Raw genomic sequence first — 19,342 nt, 5'->3', positions numbered from 1 at the left:
CCTCATTTACCTTTACCTGCCATAGCTTCTGATCTCTTTTTTAGTACAGCTTCTATAATAATTTTCCCCTTGCTCTGGCGCATCATCTATTAAGAATATGGCTTTGCCATTTCGTAAGATGGTCTTATATTTCGCACCTAATATTACTGGTTTTCCCCGATCCATGGGATCTCCATTAAGCATTCTTACTTCGTCTATAAAAGGGTACTCCTCTAAGTCTCGAATCGACACCAGTGTCCCTTCTTTCCCTAATTTTACAGTTCCTTTAAACTCTCCATCTTCTCCACTCAGCCTAAGACCCGCACCTGCTAATGCCCCAATGACGCCAAGTCCTGTTCCACCATGCTCTGTAAGATGGATCTTCAGCTTTGTTGCTAAGGAATAGGCTTCTTCTTTCGTCAGTATTTTTTCCTGAGCACTATATCCATAGGATATTAATAATTCTGGATTGTCTAATTCCTCTTCCTTAACAACGCATAGTCCAGGATCTGAACCTGCTGCCTGATATTGATAAAGAAGCTGTATGGTCTTTTTTACAACCTTTTCATAATTACACCCATCTATAGACGCCCTAAAGCACATGGAACTATTATGGGAGGTAAAGGGTATGTCCTCATGTCGGAGCAGTTGGTGTCTTGTAACGGCTTCACATTTGCCTAAATGCTCTTTCTCAATTTCGTCAATAATTATTTCTGCTATTCTTCCAGTGCTTATGGATTTATCTAAGCTATCCGTATCATCTATACAAATTAGTAATTTCATAGTTTTGTTCCTCCTATTTTTTTAGCCGCATACCTTCCGCTTTTAATATGCTCTCTACTTGCTTATCTGAAACTTCATAGTCGAAAAAATTCTTATAATAATCCTTGATCTGCTGGTTTAAATCAATATGACTAAACTTATCTGGATAAAAGATTTTTCCTGTCCATAAAAGTACCAGTGGTATTTCCAATGAACTAACATGTCCCCATCTAGATATACCAGTTGGTAGTGGATATACTTTTTGGTTCTTAACAGCACTTAGTCCTGCCCACTTGTCATCACCCATTATATATTTGGCCGTTTCTATATCATTAACAAGGAATGCGTCTGGATCCCACAAATATATTTGTTCTAGACTAGCAAAATATTTTGAGTTCTCGAAAATATTGAGCTTCTCATCTTCTATAACATTCATTAACCCTGCAGTATTTATCCAGTCCGAGCTGATTGTCCCTTTAATTTCTGTTCTAGTGGCTTCACTTATGGAATGAAATACGCGCACTCTTTCAGGCTCTGGCATATTTTCAACGCTTTTTTTAACCAAGCTTACTGTATCTTTATAAAACTCATTATACGCTTTCGCCCGTTCTTCTTTTCCTATGGCTTTTCCTAGCATTGCAATAACATCTTGTTGCTCACGAATATTACTGTAGTCAATTACCAAATACGGTATATTGCTATGATCAAGTTTTTGCTTCTCCCCTTCATTGGATACCATATTTTTTGTAACAATAATTAAATCAGGATTTTGTGCCATAAGGGTTTCAATATTTACCTCTTTTCCAGAACCGGCAATTACTGCATTGGTTAAGCTAGGGTTCAGCTCCTCTAATAAAACATCCCTCTTTAATCCTTGAGACACAGCCACAATCTCTATATCCCTATCAAGCATCGTAAGCCCATGACCAGCCAATGGATAAAAGACTGCTACCTTTTTTACTTTACCATTAATTTCTACACTTCGCCCGATGCTATCAACAACCACTATATGATTGTCCCATACCATCGTATTCGATCTCTTGACTCCTACACAGGCTGTAGTTAGTAAAGTGGTTATTATTAAAACAACAATAAAATTTAAAAGCTTTATTCGTTTCATTAAATTTAATCTCCTATAATAGAATATCAACTGCTTTTAAGAGGTAAAATTTGTTTCATCGTATAACAATTGTCTACCTCTACATCTACGATTTTAGTCTTTACTTTATATAACTTGTCTAAATTTACTTCATTCACCACATCTTTCGGTTTTCCATAGTCAATAAACCCACCGTCTCTCATCAAGGCAACGGATGTCGCTATATTATGATTTTCAAAATGAAAAGCATGGTTTGGTGCATGTGTAGCTATTATTACAGCTTTTCCTTTATCTTTAACTAATTTGACGATATTTTCAAGAACGATTAATTCATGTCTCATATCTAAATGAGATGTTGGCTCATCCATAATAATAATAGAAGCGTTTTGCGCCATTGCTCTTGCTATCATTACCAGCTGTACCTCTCCGCCACTTAACTCTGTATATGGTTTGTCTTTATATTGATCCATACCTACCATTTCTAAAGCCTCCATAGCAATACAGATATCTTTCTGTGAAGGCATATGAAAAAAACCGGTGTACACTGCTCGTCCCATCACTACTATTTCTAAAACTTTATAAGGAAAGGTTCCTCTATGAAACTGTGGAACATAGCATATTTCCCTAGCTCGTTGACTTGCTTTTAGTTTAGATATATTGACGCCATTAATAAGGATTTCACCTTTTCTTAGTTTTTTTATTCCTAGAATACAATCCAGTAATGTTGTCTTCCCACACCCATTGGATCCAATAAGGCATAGAACCTGTCCAGCATTTAGCTTTAAGCTTAAATCGTTAAATACTTCAGTTTTTTCATAATGAAAGCTTGCATTCTTAACTTTTATTAACTCCATTACGCCCATCCCCTTCCTTTCGTTCTTTTCAGAAGGTATACAAAGAAAGGGCCTCCCAATAAAGATGTTAGGATACCTAAAGGGATTTCTGCTCCGCCTATGGTTCTTGCCAAATTATCGACTAATACCAAATAAGATGCTCCTAAGGATATGGAAATAGGAATAAGATACTTATTGTCGTTACTAAACATCATTCTTCCAATATGAGGTATGATTAAGCCCACCCATCCAATATTTCCACTAACAGAAACAGCTCCTGCTGTGGCTAGGGTCGCACAGGATATAACAAAAGCTTTGTTTAAGTTTACATTGATACCTAAGGTTTGAGCTTCTCTATCCCCCATAGATAAAACATTTAAACGCCATCTACTGGCTATCAGTCCCGTAGTCCCTATGATCATAGGGATGCCTCCTAAGTACATATCTTTATAGGATGCTGATGATAGGCTGCCCATAAGCCAATATACGATCGTTGGTAGCTGATTATATGGATCTGCCATGTATTTTGCTAAAGAAATAAGAGAAGAAAAAACAGAGGAGACAATTACGCCTCCTAAAACTAGCATTACAGTAGAATCTGATGAATATATCTTTCCGATCCAGTAACTGAGAAAAACAGCTAAAACCCCAAATCCAAAAGCGAATAGATATGTATAATTTTTACTACTAAATATTAAGATCGACAGTGCTGCACCAAAACCAGCGCCAGACGTAACTCCTAAAATACTAGAGCTTACCAATGGATTTTTAAATAAGCTTTGAAATGCTACACCACTAACAGCTAAGGATGCGCCTACTAGCATTCCTAATATAATTCTTGGCATTCTAATATTCCAAACAATGTATAAAGCCTTATTCCCAGGGTCATATGGAGCAAAACTTAATTTACTGACTAAAATACGAATGACCTCCGTTAAGCTTAGACTATAATTACCAACAAATAATGAAAAAAACACAATAAATATTGGAGATATTAATAATAAAAAATAAGTCTTTTTCCTTTTCATACAATGCTACCTTTCATCAAATAAATTTTACTTTAAAATGTTATATAGCCTTATTAACATCGTCGCTGTTTCTGCTCTCGTAATTTTATCTTTTGGGGCAAATTTACTATCTTCTCTTCCTTGCATAACTTTAAGATGATACATTGCATTCACAGCATCCATCGCATTTGGATGAATGGACTTACCATCCTTAAATAAAATACTGGAGGATGTACTCAGCTTCACTCCTTTATACTTACAAGCATTAGTGAAAGCAATCGCCATTTCTTCTCTAGTAACAAAAGCATTTGGAGACACCTTTCCACCTTCGACCTTAAGAATCCCTGCTTTTATAGCTTTTTCCATATCTGAAGCATACCAAGCTTTACTATCAAAATCTTTATAATGATTCAGATCCGTAGTTTCAGTCAAATTGAGGGTTCTACTTAAAATAGCAGATAGCTCTGCTCTCGTTATATTTTTATTCGGTGAAAAATAGCCCTTCCTTGTGCCATTCATTATATTTAGATTTGCAACAGACTCAATATGCGACCTTGCCCAGTGATCCTTAATATCCACGAAGCTTTGATCAGTTTCATCTTTTTTAATCGTCGTAAAACTAATCTTAAGAGGCTCCTTTAAACTGATTTCACTTTTAGATTTAAAACTCGTGTTAATATTAAGCACATATTTAGTATTTGTATTTAAACGTTTCTTTGGTTTAATGACTACTTCTCTACGTTTATCCGGTCTAATTTGATCATCTTCCATAATAACTTCAACTGGTACAATATCTCCCTGAGATGTAACTAAAGAAATACTTTTCCTGTTATGATCTTTAACCTTTATATTAACAACATTTTTACTGAAAACTAACTTTATTTCTGGCTGTAATGCTATATTTTCTTCGCCATCTTTTATACTAGAAGATTCCATCGTCAAAGGCTCATTATGCCCTCCACCTGATCCATCTCCTGCTCCAGAGGCCATCACACTAACAGGACTCAAACACATACTTAATACTAATAAAAATAATATTCCTACGTTGTTATTTTTTAAAACTTTATTCATATAGCGAACACCCTTCTTCTTAAAAAATAATGGACTTAAAAGTCCATTATTTTTTTATCGTATTTACTAGATTATTTAATATAGCAGTAGCTTCTGCTCTCGTTACATTTTCTTTAGTTTCAAAATCTAGCGTATTGTCTATGTCCTTTCCCATATGCTTATAGCCATTATACGCAATTGCCTTAAATTCTTCTTTAGTAATATTATCATTCGGTCTTACCATGTTATCTTTGGCTTCAATTATTTCTGCCTTCAGAGCTTTTGCTATATATTCACTGTACCACTCATCCGCCTTTATATCTTTATACTCAGATATATCTTCTTTCTCATTTAGCTCTAAAATTCTGCACATTATCGTAGCTATTTCAGCTCTTGTTATATTCTCGTTAGGCGCAAAATGAGTTTCACTCTTCCCATGGATATATCCTCTTTTGAACATAGATTCAATCGCTTCTTTTTCACTGCTATCTGCTATATCTATAAATGGTACTTCAACCACTTTATCTAAAGACATGGTTGTAAACCCTATATGAATGTCCTCCTTTAATGTGGCGCCATTATTCGCTTTAAAGTCCTTATGTACAACAATTTGGTACTTTGTACCTTCTTGTAATGCTTCTACAGGCCTCAACGCTATGCTTTGGCTTTTTTCTAAGCCTTCAGCCTCTAAGTTTTGTCCCTCTTTGTTTTTGTCTTCTTTATTCCCTTTATTTTTATTGCCTTGGTTTTTATCGTCTTTGTTTTGTTTATTATCCTCTTTATTCACCAAGTCTCCATATGCATCTGACTTAACAATTTGCAGCTCAATATCGATCTTCTCATTGTTATTGTCTACATTATAAAGTTCTATTTTATTTTCATTTTCATTGAAAACTCTATATATTCCATTTGAAAAATTAAGCTTGAAAGTAGCGTCTAAAGGGATATCTGTACTTCCTGATAATACTTCACTTGAAACCTTACCATCTTCAATAAGCTTTACTCCAGTAAGCTCAGTAAAGTTTTCTGCAAAGGCACCTACTGTACCCAGCATAGTAAACACTAAGAGAATTGAAATAACTAAAACTAACTTATTCCTATTATTCATATGTAAAACCTCCCAAATATTATTAAAACTAATTATTTGTCAACATTATAACATAAACCCTATATAGATGTAAATCGTAAGCAGTCATTGTATATAAATAACAAAGGCTCTATATAGAATCTTATATTTACATCCAGTATTTCATAGGTCTTTTAAGCAACCGATTGAAAGCTCCCTTTAAATATAAAAATGGAGTTAATCTTATATTTGATTAACTCCATCTTACTATTGATCCGATATTCTATTTATGATCTTTATCTAAAGCAATGAGATAGTATTTATCTCCGAATGATTGCTCCAGCTCTTTTATTTGCTTTAATTCTTGATTGCTCACATTGGCTAAGGGCATTTCGCCTAGCTCATTTAGCTTATTTTTATCTTCCATAGCAGCTCCTCCTATCCTTTTATCTTATTATTGCTAGGGGGATATTTTTTATGCAAATTTTAATTCTCAATTTTTGCCCTAAATACATGAAATCAGCAGGATTGCACCCAACACTTATGCAAATATAAATTGGATGCTCACCATATATACTAAAGTTCCACCGAGGATGCTGATTAGGTTATTTCTTTTCCACAAATGCAAGGCAGCTACTGCAATAATACCAATGGCTTCTGGAATTCCAAAGGGTGCTGTGGAGAACTGTACATTTCGCAGACAGTATACGATCAGCATGGACATAATTGCTGGCGGTAGATATTTACCAATGTAGGTTACATATAACGGTGTCGTTTTTCCTTTGCCGAATAAAATAAATGGTATGACCCTAATCATAAAAGTGATCACTGCTGAAACGAATATAGCGGATAAAATATAATGATTGTTAAGATTCATTGTTGATAACATCTCCTTTACTGCTTTGGCTATCCTCTGCTTCTATACGTTTTTTAAACATAGCTAAGGCAACGAGTATAAAGCCCATGGAAGGCACAATTAAATTATCTGGTCCAAAAATTACAAGAGATACTATGGTTGCTACAATCCCTATGAATGCTGGAATGTGGGTTTTAAAAGATTTCCATTGCTCAATAAAGATTACGACGAAGAGGGCCGTCATTGCAAAATCAATCCCTGCCGTATTAAACTTTATTAAATTGCCAGCCATAGAACCCAGTAATGTTCCTATGAGCCAATAAATTTGATTCAACAAAGAAATTGAAAAAAGAAATTGATCGCTATTAATTCCTTCCGGCGCCTCCGCTGCACATAGCAGTGAATATGTTTCATCACTCAAGGAAAAAATCATATATAATTTCTTTCGGCCCATGGTTTTAAAACGATCGATAAAGGATAGTCCATAAAAAAGATGTCGAATGTTTACAAACAAAGTCATGAGTCCAATTTCCACCAGCCCCATACCACTGACAATTAAATTAATTGCGATGAACTGCATGGAGCCTGCATATATGGCTAAGCTCATTAAAAGAGCCCAAAAAAAGTTCAATCCCGATTTCTCTGCCAATAGCCCAAATGCGATTCCTACGGAAATGTAGCCCAGCATGACAGGTACTGTGAATGGAAATGCTGCCTTTAATGCCTTTTTCATCTGTCTGCCTCCCCTAAATATATTTTGTAGTACGAATTATTATATTATAAATTACTGGGTAAATCTATAGGGTACCACCTTAAATCCATATTTTATCCGACGAACTCGAATCCTTATTACCCTATGTTCTTGTGGATTTCTTAAAGCTTCCTCCACAACAGCCTTTACCTTGTATTTTTTAAGAATAAGAAGAAGCTATTGCAGATTTGATCTACAATAGCTTCTTTTTATTTCAGCAAGCCTATGATTGTTTCATAGACTAATTTTGGCGCTACCTTAAAGGAATAATCTTCTTCAAGCCTTTCCGTAAATTTATGAGCGTCCTTTCCAAAAGGTCCGATATTGACTACAGGAAGATTTAAATCCTGCATATCTTCAATGGGTAGTTCATACTTAACACCGAATCCAGGCATGTTATTTTTTAAGGACTCAATGGCATTTTCCTCCCTCGGTGCGGCACCGTAACTTAAGTCTGAAATATAAGGGTAGAACTTCTTCATTTTGATATCGTATTTAGATTCCGTATTTCCAACCACACTATTTACTACCTCCAATAGTTTTTTCTCCAACGGAGTTTCCCCTTTTACATAGATATGAGGATAATATGGTGGTGAAAAATATGTTACGACTACAGGATTTTTATCCGACCACATATTATGAACTGCCTCTACCATCTTTAGTGCATATACTCTTTCATCGACCTCTTTATCTAACAGTATTTTTTTATTCAAATCCTCTATAACTTTATCTACTTGTTCTCCCTTCTCTGCCTTCACTCTCTGATACAGTTCTTCATAAGGTAGTACCCTTGGCTCCCATGGAAGCTCTGTATATGGAAACTGATTATATTGGCAGTACTTCCTATATTCCTCATTTAAACTGTTCACTACTTTCTGGAAAGCTAAAGTTGATCCGTCAATGATCTTCTCCATGATTTCATTGGGTGTACTGCTATGGGTACCGAAATTAAAATATAAATAACTGGTTCTCGGTGTTTGAACGGAATACTCTGGCTTTAAGTCCTGCTGTCGCAATGAAATTGGCGGCACTGTAACTTCTCCTTCAGCAGAATCACAGTACTTTGTATTAAAATCAATTTCTTCGATGATGGCGGAAGATATATGATTGGGGTCTAACCCTTTGAATGGATCGCCACCATGGGCTTCTGATCCTACGATATAGAAGGAAGGCATGATCTTTCCAACAGTCCCCACATATACATATCGACTGTCATCCCCCTCATATCTTGGCGCCATATAATCTGTATCTACCAAAGCCTGATAATCAAATCCTTCTTCTCTCTTTAACCGAACCAACTCCGGAACAACAGAAAGCATCCCTCCAGAGTTTCCTTCTTCATCGCATACAGCGGCAAATACAAGATTTCCTTCTAGATTTTCTACGTCATCAGAGAGGCTTTCTACGATACTCATTAAAATTGCAACACCACATTTCATATCAAATATGCCTCTACCAAATAAATATTCTCCAGACTCTAAATCCTTTAAAGCTTCCTCTGTCAGTAAAACATTCCTTAGTCTTTCCTTTAACTCCAAAGGCTTCGTAGCATATTCCTTGATATCGCCATAATCAGAAATACCTACGGTATCCGTATGCCCTATTAAAACAACAGTTTTGTTGCTATTGCCCTTCTTGCCTTTTACAATGGCTAATACACTTTTTCTGTTATGAACATCATTGATGACATCTATATATCTTAACTGCTCTGGATTATTTTTAAAATATTTCATTTCTTGAAATTTTTCATGAATTTTTTCTACTACATGAATTTCTTCCTTAAACCCCACGACGCTAGGTACCTCTGTTAATTCAATGGTTAGATTCTTAATCTTGCTGCTTAGATCCGTATGCATTTCTTCGCCTCCTATGTTGATAAAAACTTTATTGCCTATTGTTTGCTTCTAGATTTATTCAGGGACAAGTTGTTAAAAAATTCATCCTTCAGCTCTTTTACTTCACTGCTTAATAATAACAATCCTATCATATTTGGTATAATTACTAAACCTAATAATAAATCCAAAAATTGATATAGAAACTCAATGCCACCGTAAGCTCCTAGAACGATAGAAGCCATATAAATAATACGCATTACCTTTGAAAATCTTGTACCAAATAAGTATTCTGCCTGCTTTTCACCGTAGTAAGCAATAACAATAACTGTAGAGAGAACAAACAATGAGATACTTCCCGTTACGATAATGCCCCCAAGACCTTTCCCTAATAAGGATTGGAAGGCTAAAGCTGGCATACTTGCTGCTTGACTAGCAGGAACTGTTTGGTATATACCAGTTACTAGCACAACTAAAGCTGTAGCTGTACAGACAATCAATGTATCCACTACATTTTCAAAGATACCCCACATGGCTTGACGAACTGGATAATCTGTAACTGCTGTAGCGTGAGCAATCGGTGCTGTTCCCATACCAGATTCATTGGAATAAACACCTCGAGCGGTACCCCATCGCATGGCCTGTGCAATTCCTGCACCTGCGAATCCTCCTGCTGCTGCCATTGGAGTGAAAGCATGCTTAAATATTAGGGCAATAGCATTTGGTAATTCTGAAATATTTACAATAATAATTGCCAAGGAACCAATTACATAGAATAGTGCCATAAATGGAACTAATTTTTCAGTTACTTTCCCAATTCTTTTTATTCCTCCAAATATTACGATTCCTACAACAAGTGCAAGTGCTAGACCACTGGCCCAATTAGGAATATTAATACTTGCAGCTGTTTGAACTACGGATACAGATTGGGCAGCTATGGAAGGTGCGATTTCAATCATCAAGAAGAAAGAAAACATAAATCCAAGTGCTTTCCCTAAATTACCTTTGATTCCCTTCGTTAGATAATACATAGGTCCTCCTACGTATTCTCCATCTTCGTTCTTCTCCCTATATTTAATACCTAATACAATTTCTGAAAACTTTGCACCTGCACCGATGAGTGCTACAAGCCACATCCAAAACACAGCACCAGGTCCACCAAATGCAATTGCTACTGGCACCCCAACAATATTGGAAGCACCAATAGCCGATGCCAAAGCTGCCGTTGCCGCTTGAAAAGCAGTGACAGTCCCTTCGCCACCTTCAGATTTTTTAAATATCCTACCGAAGGTCTCACGCATTGCAAATGGGAAATATCTAAATTGAACAAAGCCTAATCGAACAGTTAAAATTACACTTCCACCCACTAATATGACCAACATGGGGACTCCCCACAGCCAATTAGAAAAACTCATTAAAACATCCAAAATTGTTTGCATAAGAAATTTCCTCCTAATTTTTACTTTTTACTTTTTTGCAAACTAGTTGTTCTTGATACGGTTTCTTCACCTCCTGCATATTGACTATAGATTACTAAATTAGGCTTCGATTATATATTGGTAGCAACAATTGTACCAATATCGAAATTTTTTTATAAAAATCTAAATATTTTGAAAATAGGCGCTTCGAGCTACCTCTCAACTTTATTGCTTTCCTATATCATTCAATATCCTTAAATAATAAAAAAATAAGCAAAATATTTTTTGCTTATTTTTGTTTTACTTCAATACCATAGATATCGATTTTATATTTTAAAGCTTGTCTAGATAGTTTTAGTAGCTTTGCCGCTTCATTCAATGTCTTACTGCTCTGTAAAGCCAGCTTAATATATTTGATTTCATATTCTTTTATGACTTCATTGAAATTAAATTGTTCTTCTTCACCGATTTCTAGGGTCTCTTTTTTTCCTTTATCTAAAGAAATCATATGGCTTGGCAAATGAATCTCATCAATTACCTCATCATCTATGAAATTAAATACTCTTTCAATTGTATGTTTCAGTTCTCTCACATTGCCAGGCCAATGGTACTCCATAAAAGAGTCCATAGCTTTTTTACTGATCCCTTTAATATTCTTATTCATTTTTTTATTATATCCCTCTATGAATCGATTTACTAATAAAGAAATATCTTCTTTTCGTTCTCTAAGAGGGGGGATATTTATCATTACGATACCTAGTCTATAGAACAAATCTTTTCTAATTTTATGCGTTTCCATCATAAAATAAGGATCTTCATTTAACGTAGAAATTAGTCGAACATCTACATTGATCAGATCTTTTCCACCTACACGTCTAAAACAGTTGTTTTCCGTAACCCTCAATAGCTTAGGCTGAAGATTGATGTCCATAGAATTTAGTTCATCCAATACTAGAGTTCCGCCATTGGCCATTTCAAAAATTCCAGCCTTATTCTCCGCCCCAGTAAAACTTCCCTTTGTGGTGCCAAAAAGGATACTTTCTCCTAAGGAGGAAGGGATCGTCGCACAATTTTGTACAATAAAGGGGTTGTTCTTTCTAAAGCTATGGTTATGGATTGCTTGAGCTACCAGCTCTTTACCAGTACCTGTTTCTCCGTATATTATAACGGATGAATTGGTTTTAGCTGCTTTCAATGCCTGATTTTTAACCTCAATCATCTTAGGATTTTTAGAAATAATATCATCTATGGTAAAAAAGAAATGTTTTTGCGCCATATCATATTGGGAGGTTTCTTCTTCTAGTTGTGCCAAATCTTCATCGAAATATCGATTAATATCCATTGCGCCCACCACTTTCTTACCAATCATCAGTGGTATTGTAGTAGATAGGGCCGTTACTGTCCTCTCTTTAAATATATTTAAATATTGCTTTTCATTAATGATTGGTTCTCTATTCTTTAAAACTCTCATAATCGTACTATTTTCATGGCTCAAATGTTGATGCAAATCCAGTATATGAATACCCACTGGATTTTCTACAATTCGATTGCCTAAACTATGAAATACTCTATAGTATTCAATGTAACCCTCTTTATCTGTAATTACGAGCATATCCATATATTTAAATAGCTTAGGAATATCTTCAATATATCTTTTCAGCATACGTTACCACTCCTTATCCAGTAGGCTTTTTCCATCTTCATAATATCACTAAGAATTCTAGGTTACAACCAATATTGAAATATTCTGAACATCATATGATTCCTATTTTTATCCCCTGAAATCTCCTCTTATTGAAAGATAATAAAAGCAATAGACAGATTACAAGTCTATCTATTGCCATCATCTCAACATCTATATCAATCCGTGTCACTTGAAACATCGTATGCTGTTATAACTGCCTTGCTTTTATGTTCGCCCGCTAGATTCCTTGAATGTAAGGAAAGTACAATGCTTTAATAGATAATATTTCAGTTTTAAGATTTAAACTGAAGAATGCTCTCCTTCATTGTCGTTGCTAATGCAGATAGAGCATCGCTAGAATTAGCAATTTCCTCCATTGATGCAGTATGTTCTTCAATCGAAGCCGAAGCTTCTTGAGCTCCTGCTGCATTTTCCTCTGATATGGCAGATAAACTTTCTACAACATTTATAATTTCATCTTTTTTGCTTGTCATTTCTAATCCTGATTTATTTATAATTTCTGCAATTTCCATAATTTTTTCTATAGAATCTGCGATTCCCTCAAACTTATGATTCGTCAAATCCACACTTTTTGTCTGAGAAGAAGTAATTTCATCCAATTGTTTAATAATATCCACAGCATTTTCAGTTTTTTCAATAAGATCTACCACTACTGTTGAGATTTCTTGGGTAAAGTTATTAGATTCTTCTGCAAGCTTTCTTACTTCTTCTGCCACTACAGAAAATCCTCGTCCTGCCTCTCCTGCTCTGGCTGCTTCTATGGCTGCATTTAATGCTAAAAGATTAATCTGACTTGCAATGTTTTTTATCATGTGGCTAGAAACCTCGATTTTCTCTGCACTTTTACTCGTATCAATGATTACATTTCTAACATTCCTGATGGCTTCATTATTCGCTTCCGTTTTTTCAACGAGTTCTTTTACAATATCGATTCCTTCATTCTTTAATAGGCGCACCTCTCCTGTGAAACTCTTCAGCTCCTGTAATAGCTTCTGCTCATGCTCTACTAATTGCCCTAAATCCACTACATTCGCAACGCCACTTTCCGTTTCTTCTGCTTGGGCAGTTGCTCCTTTAGCAACTTCCTCTATTACCCTTGCAATTTCTTCCATCGTAATAGACGATTGGTTGATTCTTGCATTAAGTTCCTCAACAAAATCAGCCACCTCATTGGATATCCCCGATATTTCATTTGTAAGATTTCTCAAACGATCAATAACCCTTTGAAAAGCATTGGACAATAATCCAATTTCATCCTTCTTTCTCGTAAATTCTTCTGGAATATCCTCCGATATATCTAAACTATCTATGGCTTCAAACAACTGCATCAATGGTTTTGAAATTCCTTTACTGCTCATTATCCATATGAATATTAAAATAATTAGATTCAGCACAAAAACTATAATTTGAAATGTTTTTAAAAAGGTTACCTTTTCCCTAGAAAACTCTTCTGCAGTATCCACTGCTTTATTTGTAGTTTCAAAAAACGCCTCACTTGTACGAACTATCCCTGTTCCATCGGGATTTGTTCTATTTGAATATATTTGAGCCTTTAAGTCTTCCCAGCCCTTACTTACATCTCCCATGGCTGCAATAAAATTTTCGTCCGTAGCCTTAGGCAATCCCAACTCAATATCTCCATTAATTAGTCCATGGATTCTTTTTTCTATGGATTCCATCAGTTGATCTGATTCTTCACCTGCTAGTTCTAACTTCACCAGCCTTTGACTTCCTCCCCTTACAATCCCCGTATCATTAATTACCTTACTGTCTGCAACCATTTTTTCTAATTGAAAGAAAACGGATAGAGCGCTACTTAATGAAAAAAATAGCAAAATTACGACGATGATTTTAAGTTTAATATTGATTTTCATTTACTTCTTCCTCTCCATATCCTAGTTCGTTAGCCGCAGGATCATTTAAAATGTTCCTACATCATTATACTGATACTGTCAATAAATACCCGATTATATTCTACTAAATCATGATTGAAAAATAATATTATAATGCACAACGATCATCCCTCTCTTATTTTCTTAAGAGTAAATCTGTAGCAAAATTTTATATGTTCTTACACACAATAAAAAATGGGTATTCATTTTACCCATTTCCATTTTAAAATCCTATAATATTTTTCTTAAAAATTCCTGTGTCCTCTGCTGTTTCGGGTAATCGAAGACCTCTGCTGGCTTCCCTTCTTCTACAATAGACCCTTCGTCCATAAACATGAGCCGAGAGCCCACCTCTTTTGCAAAGCCCATTTCATGGGTAACTACGATCATTGTCATTCCATCCCGAGCTAAATCCTTCATTACCTCCAGCACTTCCCCTACCATTTCTGGATCTAGGGCAGAGGTGGGCTCATCAAAGAGCATGACCTCGGGCGTCATTGCTAAAGCTCGAACGATGGCAATTCTTTGTTTCTGCCCACCGGACAATTGGTTGGGATAAGCTACAGCTTTATCCGAAAGTCCTACCTTACTCAGCAGTGCCATGGCCATTTTTGTTGCCTCTTCCTTCGAACTATTTTTCAGTTTCATCGGTGCCAATATAATGTTATCCAAAACTGTCATATGAGAGAAAAGGTTAAATTGCTGAAATACCATGCCAATATTCTGTCTGATCTCATCGATATTGGCGCTTTTATCCGTAATTTTCTTTCCGTCAATCCATATATCTCCTGATGTAGGCGCTTCCAATAGGTTGAGACACCTTAGAAAAGTACTTTTTCCTGACCCACTGGGTCCAATCACTACGACAACCTCACCCTTTTTTATCTCTGTACTGATATTTTTTAATACATTCAGTTTTCCAAAGTTCTTTTCCAGCTCATGTACTTTAATCACTTACCCTCATTCTCCTTTCTGCAATTCCTAATAATTTAGATAAGGAAAAGGTTAGTATAAAATAAATTCCCGCTGCAACAATCAGAGGTTCTAAGGGGATGAAGGTGTTTCCCCTAACCGTATTGGCATTGTACATCAGCTCATGGATGCCAATCACCGACATTACAGAGGATTCCTTAATAACAACGATGAATTCATTTCCCAAAGCAGGTAGGATGTTCTTAAATGCTTGGGGAATAATAATGTGCTTCATTGCCATAGGATACGGCATTCCTAAAGAGCGAGCGGCTTCCATCTGCCCTTTATCTACAGATTGAATCCCAGAACGTATAATCTCAGCAACGTAGGCACCACTATTAATAGATAAAGCAATAATTCCTGCAATAAATTCCTCACCAGCACTTCCGAGGAAGGACAGAGCGGGAATTTTAAAGCCCATCATCGGCAGTCCGTAATATACGATGAATATTTGAACGAGAAGCGGTGTTCCCCTAATGATCTCTACATATGCCGTCCCTATAAAGTTCAATATTTTATTTTTAGATATTCTCATTAAGGCTAAAAATATACCGAGTACTACACCCAATGCTACTGTAAAAAATGCAAGTAATACCGTATTTTTAGCCCCGATTATAAAAAATTGATAGTATTTCGGTAAAAAACTGAAATTCATTTTTAGCCCGTCCTTCCTACATAGTACCTATCTTGTCTATTCTTCTACAAGGGCTGTAGCCTCTGCTACGAATTTATCGATGGAACCATCCTGCATTAAACGATCCAGAGTTTTGTTGATTTCCTCCATTAAATCTGTATTTCCCTTTTTAATAGCAACGGCAGATCCACCTTCCCCATCATCAAAGGTCAAATCCATCAGCGCAAGATCGCTATTATGATCTACATACGAGTTTGCAACTGGCTTTTCCATCACCAATGCATCGATTTTATTGTGTTTTACCTCTAGAACGAGATCCGGTATTTTAGCTAAGGACTTTAATTCAATATCAGGGATCTCATTAACAGCAATATCTTCTTGTACTGCTCCCTTTTGAGCCCCTACTTTCTTACCTGCCAAATCCTCCACTGTTTTAAAAGTATCTTTGTTTGCCACATTAATTACTACGCCATGAACAGCTTCATAATATATTTTGGAGAAATCTACAACCTTTATCCGCTCTGGGTCCGGTGTCATACCTGCCATTACCATATCTACTTTATCTGCATTTAGTGCAAGTAATAATCCGTCAAAATCCATATCCTTTATTTCAAGTTCTACCCCTAAGTCCTTTGCAATCTCTTTTGCAATTTCAATATCAAAGCCTACAATTGTATCCTTGCCGTCGATTTCCTTATGAAATTCATATGGTGGGTAATCTGCACTGGTACCAAGAATCAGTTTTCCCGATTTTTTTATTTGTTCAATTTTAGATACCACTTCTTTTCCACCGGTTTCTGTTTCTCCTCCAGTAGTAGCACCGCCACCATTTCCACATGCAGTTAGTGAAAGGATTCCTCCAATTATAAGCGATGCTATAAATAGCTTAGAAAATTTTTTCATTTTCTTTTCCTCCCTTTTTAAATATTTATTCATATAAATGTACTATATTTAGGGCCTCCATCTTCAAAACTCCATAAGTTCTCTATGCCTTCTTAGCGCTTTAACGTTTAAAAACCGCCATTAGGTTTGTATTTTTATTTGCATATGGGTTCTAAATATAATTTAATTTATATGCACCTTATTGAGTTATTATACATTCGAACAAATAAATATGCAATATGTTTTTTTAGAGGAGTTTCATTTTTTATGTAGAATAAAATATATCAGCTATGCTTGTCTCAAAGTTTTTAGGGGGTTTTTTCCATATGAAGAAAATGAAGCACATTCAAAACAAAACAAGGTCAAGTTTGACCTTTATGATCCTGCCCAATTCGTCAGGCAAAATCTTTCAATTTTCTATACCCAAGTTTTCTTTTAAAATAATCGGCATATCCTTCATCTGTATCATATTCAGTGCACTTTTATTTTCTTTCGGTTATTTTCATACGAATCAAAAACTTGCCCTTGCACATAGTGAGCTCAGTGTGCTAAAGCTAGAGAATGAAAATCAAAAACATGAAATTGCTGAGTTAAGAGGCTACGCCGTTAAAGTCGATGAAAAGTTGGCAGATTTAAATAAGGTTCAAAGCCAAGTGTTAAATATGGTGGGCTTAAATAGCAGCGACGAGTCAACACCTGTGGATACTGTAGACACACTGCTTCCTTATTCCGATAGCTATGTAGCCGTGTCTCGCTCTGCTCAAGGGCCCATCTTCTCTTCCGATAACTACGAAGAGGAAATCAACTTCTTGACAGAATTGATTGAGAAGGAAAAAGAAAATATGCAAAGTCTTATTTCCAGCGTCGAACAGCAGCTAGAATATCTGGATGCGCTGCCAAATTTAATCCCCAACGCCGGTAGAATATCCTCCCCTTTTGGATATCGTACTTCTCCTACCAACAGGAGAAAAAGAGAGTTCCATAACGGTGTGGACATATCCAACAACTCAGGCTCCAGCATTGTGGCAGCCGGCAGTGGCGTTGTAACCTTCTCCGGATACAATGGTAGCTACGGTAGAGTCGTCATGATTTCTCATGGATACGGCTATACATCCATCTATGCACACAACAGAAAAAATCTCGTTTCTGTAGGGGATCGGGTAGAAAAAGGACAGCCAATTGCAGAGCTCGGAAGCACCGGAAGAAGCACCGGGCCCCATGTTCATTTTGAGGTACGCCTCCATAATGAACCGGTTAATCCATTAACGCTGGTACAGCAATAGATCTCTTTTTAAAATACATTTCTAGGGGGTTCATTATGTTTAACAAGAAGCAAACCACAGATTTTTCTAGCTTTGACACACTGATTGGTAAAAATACTTCCTTTGAGGGAACCTTAACTGCGGAAGGTACGGTGAGAATCGACGGCAAGATTCAAGGGGATGTAGAGGTTAAGGGAGACGTCTTTGTGGGGGATACCTGCGAAGTTGTTGGCAATATTACGGCATCCAATATCATTGTAGGTGGCCATATTAAAGGAAATATCTTGGCCCATGAACAGCTCCGATTGACTTCTACGGGTAAAATTACAGGGGATATTTCTGTAAAGTCTTTAATCATTGATGAAAATGGTGTTTTTGAAGGCAATTCTAAAATGACATCAGCTGAAGTGAATTCCAAGCATCACTTAAAGGAAGTAAAATCAAGCAGGGTAGAAAACTAATTTTCTACCCTGCTTTAAATTTGGCTGTATTCGTAGGAAAGCCTGATCCAATATTTCATCCTTTAATACCATTTAATTTACAGTTCTATTTTTATGTTCTGCTTGTACTCTATCGGCGTTATTCCGATTTCTTTCTTAAACACCCTACTAAAATAATGTTGGCTGCTATATCCGACTAACTGTGCCACCTCATGAATTTTAATATTGATATTCTCTTCTTGGAGTATTTTTTTAGCACTCTCCATTCTTACTTCCGTTAAATATTCTATAAATGTTTTTCCTAGTTCGTGCTTCATTAACTTCCCTAAGTAGGATAGACTAATATCAAACCGGTCCGCCACCTCCTGCATAGATAAGTCTTCTTGCATGTAATTTCCATCTATATAATTTTTAATCCCCATTACAATGGGACTATATTCTGCATCCTTATTTTTTGTCTCTATACGATCTAGGTTGTTGGGTAGTTTTTGTAGTTGAGTTATTACTTTTAGCATAATTTCCTTTAATTCTGTAGCATTTACAGGCTTTAGCAGGTATTCAAACACCTGTAATTGAATCGCTTTTTTAGCATAGTAAAATTCATCATATCCAGTAATAATAATGATCATTGTGTTTGGCAAAAAATCACGAATCTTTTCAATAAAGCCCAGTCCATTTAAAAAGGGCATATTAATATCCACCAAGATGATATTAGGTTTATGTTCCTGGGCTAGATTAAGAGCGATTTCTCCATCCTCTGCTTCTGCAACGATTTCTATATCTAAGTTAAATGATTGAAGAATTTTTTTTAGACCTTTTCTAATTTTAGGCTCATCATCTGCAATTAGCACTTTCCACATAAATTTCACTTCTTTCAATTTGGTTTAAAGATTTTTAACACC

At 35.9% G+C, this 19,342-nt stretch carries 19 protein-coding genes; 2 read left to right on the top strand and 17 right to left on the bottom strand.

Annotated features, from left to right (window positions below; genetic code table 11):
• Positions 1-12: 12 nt before the first annotated feature.
• From CLOS_RS01075 to CLOS_RS01005, 16 genes are all read right to left on the bottom strand, one after another.
• Positions 13-762: a hypothetical protein gene (locus CLOS_RS01075; protein ID WP_012158079.1), complete on the bottom strand. Its 750-nt coding sequence runs from the start codon at positions 760-762 to the stop codon at positions 13-15.
• Between the two features lie 13 nt (positions 763-775).
• Complete coding sequence (locus tag CLOS_RS01070) at positions 776-1,861, bottom strand: ABC transporter substrate-binding protein (RefSeq protein WP_012158078.1); 1,086 nt, start codon at positions 1,859-1,861, stop codon at positions 776-778.
• A 26-nt stretch (positions 1,862-1,887) separates the two neighbouring features.
• Complete coding sequence (locus tag CLOS_RS01065) at positions 1,888-2,694, bottom strand: ABC transporter ATP-binding protein (protein WP_156774370.1); 807 nt, start codon at positions 2,692-2,694, stop codon at positions 1,888-1,890.
• Positions 2,694-3,701, bottom strand: a complete 1,008-nt coding sequence (locus CLOS_RS01060) for a FecCD family ABC transporter permease (RefSeq protein WP_012158076.1) — start codon at positions 3,699-3,701, stop codon at positions 2,694-2,696. Before CLOS_RS01060 ends, CLOS_RS01065 begins: the two co-directional genes overlap by 1 nt.
• 27 nt (positions 3,702-3,728) lie before the next feature.
• On the bottom strand, positions 3,729-4,751 hold the full coding sequence (locus CLOS_RS01055) for an S-layer homology domain-containing protein (RefSeq protein WP_012158075.1): 1,023 nt from the start codon (positions 4,749-4,751) through the stop codon (positions 3,729-3,731).
• A 46-nt stretch (positions 4,752-4,797) separates the two neighbouring features.
• The gene (locus CLOS_RS01050) at positions 4,798-5,838 is read right to left on the bottom strand and encodes an S-layer homology domain-containing protein (protein ID WP_012158074.1); all 1,041 of its coding nucleotides are present in this window, start codon (positions 5,836-5,838) and stop codon (positions 4,798-4,800) included.
• A 241-nt stretch (positions 5,839-6,079) separates the two neighbouring features.
• Complete coding sequence (locus CLOS_RS15995) at positions 6,080-6,223, bottom strand: hypothetical protein (protein WP_012158073.1); 144 nt, start codon at positions 6,221-6,223, stop codon at positions 6,080-6,082.
• Positions 6,224-6,337: 114 nt separating this feature from the next.
• Complete coding sequence (locus CLOS_RS01045; protein ID WP_012158072.1) at positions 6,338-6,673, bottom strand: branched-chain amino acid transporter permease; 336 nt, start codon at positions 6,671-6,673, stop codon at positions 6,338-6,340.
• Positions 6,663-7,385: an AzlC family ABC transporter permease gene (locus tag CLOS_RS01040; RefSeq protein ID WP_012158071.1), complete on the bottom strand. Its 723-nt coding sequence runs from the start codon at positions 7,383-7,385 to the stop codon at positions 6,663-6,665. Before CLOS_RS01040 ends, CLOS_RS01045 begins: the two co-directional genes overlap by 11 nt.
• A gap of 227 nt (positions 7,386-7,612) precedes the next feature.
• Positions 7,613-9,259: a M20/M25/M40 family metallo-hydrolase gene (locus CLOS_RS01035; RefSeq protein ID WP_012158070.1), complete on the bottom strand. Its 1,647-nt coding sequence runs from the start codon at positions 9,257-9,259 to the stop codon at positions 7,613-7,615.
• 35 nt (positions 9,260-9,294) lie between these two features.
• Positions 9,295-10,674, bottom strand: a complete 1,380-nt coding sequence (locus CLOS_RS01030) for an alanine/glycine:cation symporter family protein (protein ID WP_012158069.1) — start codon at positions 10,672-10,674, stop codon at positions 9,295-9,297.
• 268 nt (positions 10,675-10,942) lie between these two features.
• Complete coding sequence (locus CLOS_RS01025) at positions 10,943-12,316, bottom strand: sigma-54 interaction domain-containing protein (RefSeq protein ID WP_012158068.1); 1,374 nt, start codon at positions 12,314-12,316, stop codon at positions 10,943-10,945.
• Between the two features lie 314 nt (positions 12,317-12,630).
• Positions 12,631-14,232, bottom strand: a complete 1,602-nt coding sequence (locus CLOS_RS01020; protein WP_012158067.1) for a methyl-accepting chemotaxis protein — start codon at positions 14,230-14,232, stop codon at positions 12,631-12,633.
• Positions 14,233-14,481: 249 nt separating this feature from the next.
• Positions 14,482-15,204, bottom strand: a complete 723-nt coding sequence (locus CLOS_RS01015; protein ID WP_012158066.1) for an amino acid ABC transporter ATP-binding protein — start codon at positions 15,202-15,204, stop codon at positions 14,482-14,484.
• Complete coding sequence (locus CLOS_RS01010) at positions 15,197-15,877, bottom strand: amino acid ABC transporter permease (RefSeq protein WP_012158065.1); 681 nt, start codon at positions 15,875-15,877, stop codon at positions 15,197-15,199. Before CLOS_RS01010 ends, CLOS_RS01015 begins: the two co-directional genes overlap by 8 nt.
• A 36-nt stretch (positions 15,878-15,913) precedes the next feature.
• Positions 15,914-16,759 carry an ABC transporter substrate-binding protein gene (locus tag CLOS_RS01005; protein ID WP_012158064.1) on the bottom strand — a complete coding sequence of 282 codons (846 nt, stop codon included), beginning with the start codon at positions 16,757-16,759 and terminating at the stop codon, positions 15,914-15,916.
• Between the two features lie 305 nt (positions 16,760-17,064).
• Here CLOS_RS01005 and CLOS_RS16235 point away from each other — a divergent pair, with 305 nt between their 5' ends.
• Positions 17,065-18,021, top strand: coding sequence for a M23 family metallopeptidase (locus CLOS_RS16235; RefSeq protein ID WP_012158063.1), 957 nt, complete (start codon positions 17,065-17,067; stop codon positions 18,019-18,021).
• Between the two features lie 35 nt (positions 18,022-18,056).
• Positions 18,057-18,461, top strand: a complete 405-nt coding sequence (locus tag CLOS_RS00995) for a bactofilin family protein (protein ID WP_012158062.1) — start codon at positions 18,057-18,059, stop codon at positions 18,459-18,461.
• Positions 18,462-18,538: 77 nt separating this feature from the next.
• On the opposite strand, the gene CLOS_RS00990 is transcribed toward CLOS_RS00995, so the two are convergent.
• The gene (locus tag CLOS_RS00990) at positions 18,539-19,300 is read right to left on the bottom strand and encodes a response regulator transcription factor (protein ID WP_012158061.1); all 762 of its coding nucleotides are present in this window, start codon (positions 19,298-19,300) and stop codon (positions 18,539-18,541) included.
• Positions 19,301-19,342 lie beyond the last annotated feature (42 nt).

Source organism: Alkaliphilus oremlandii OhILAs (genome assembly GCF_000018325.1).
In the GTDB taxonomy this organism is placed as follows: domain Bacteria; phylum Bacillota; class Clostridia; order Peptostreptococcales; family Natronincolaceae; genus Alkaliphilus_B; species Alkaliphilus_B oremlandii.
Note: the sequence above shows the minus strand (reverse complement) of the source record. Positions and strands in the feature narration are given on the sequence as shown.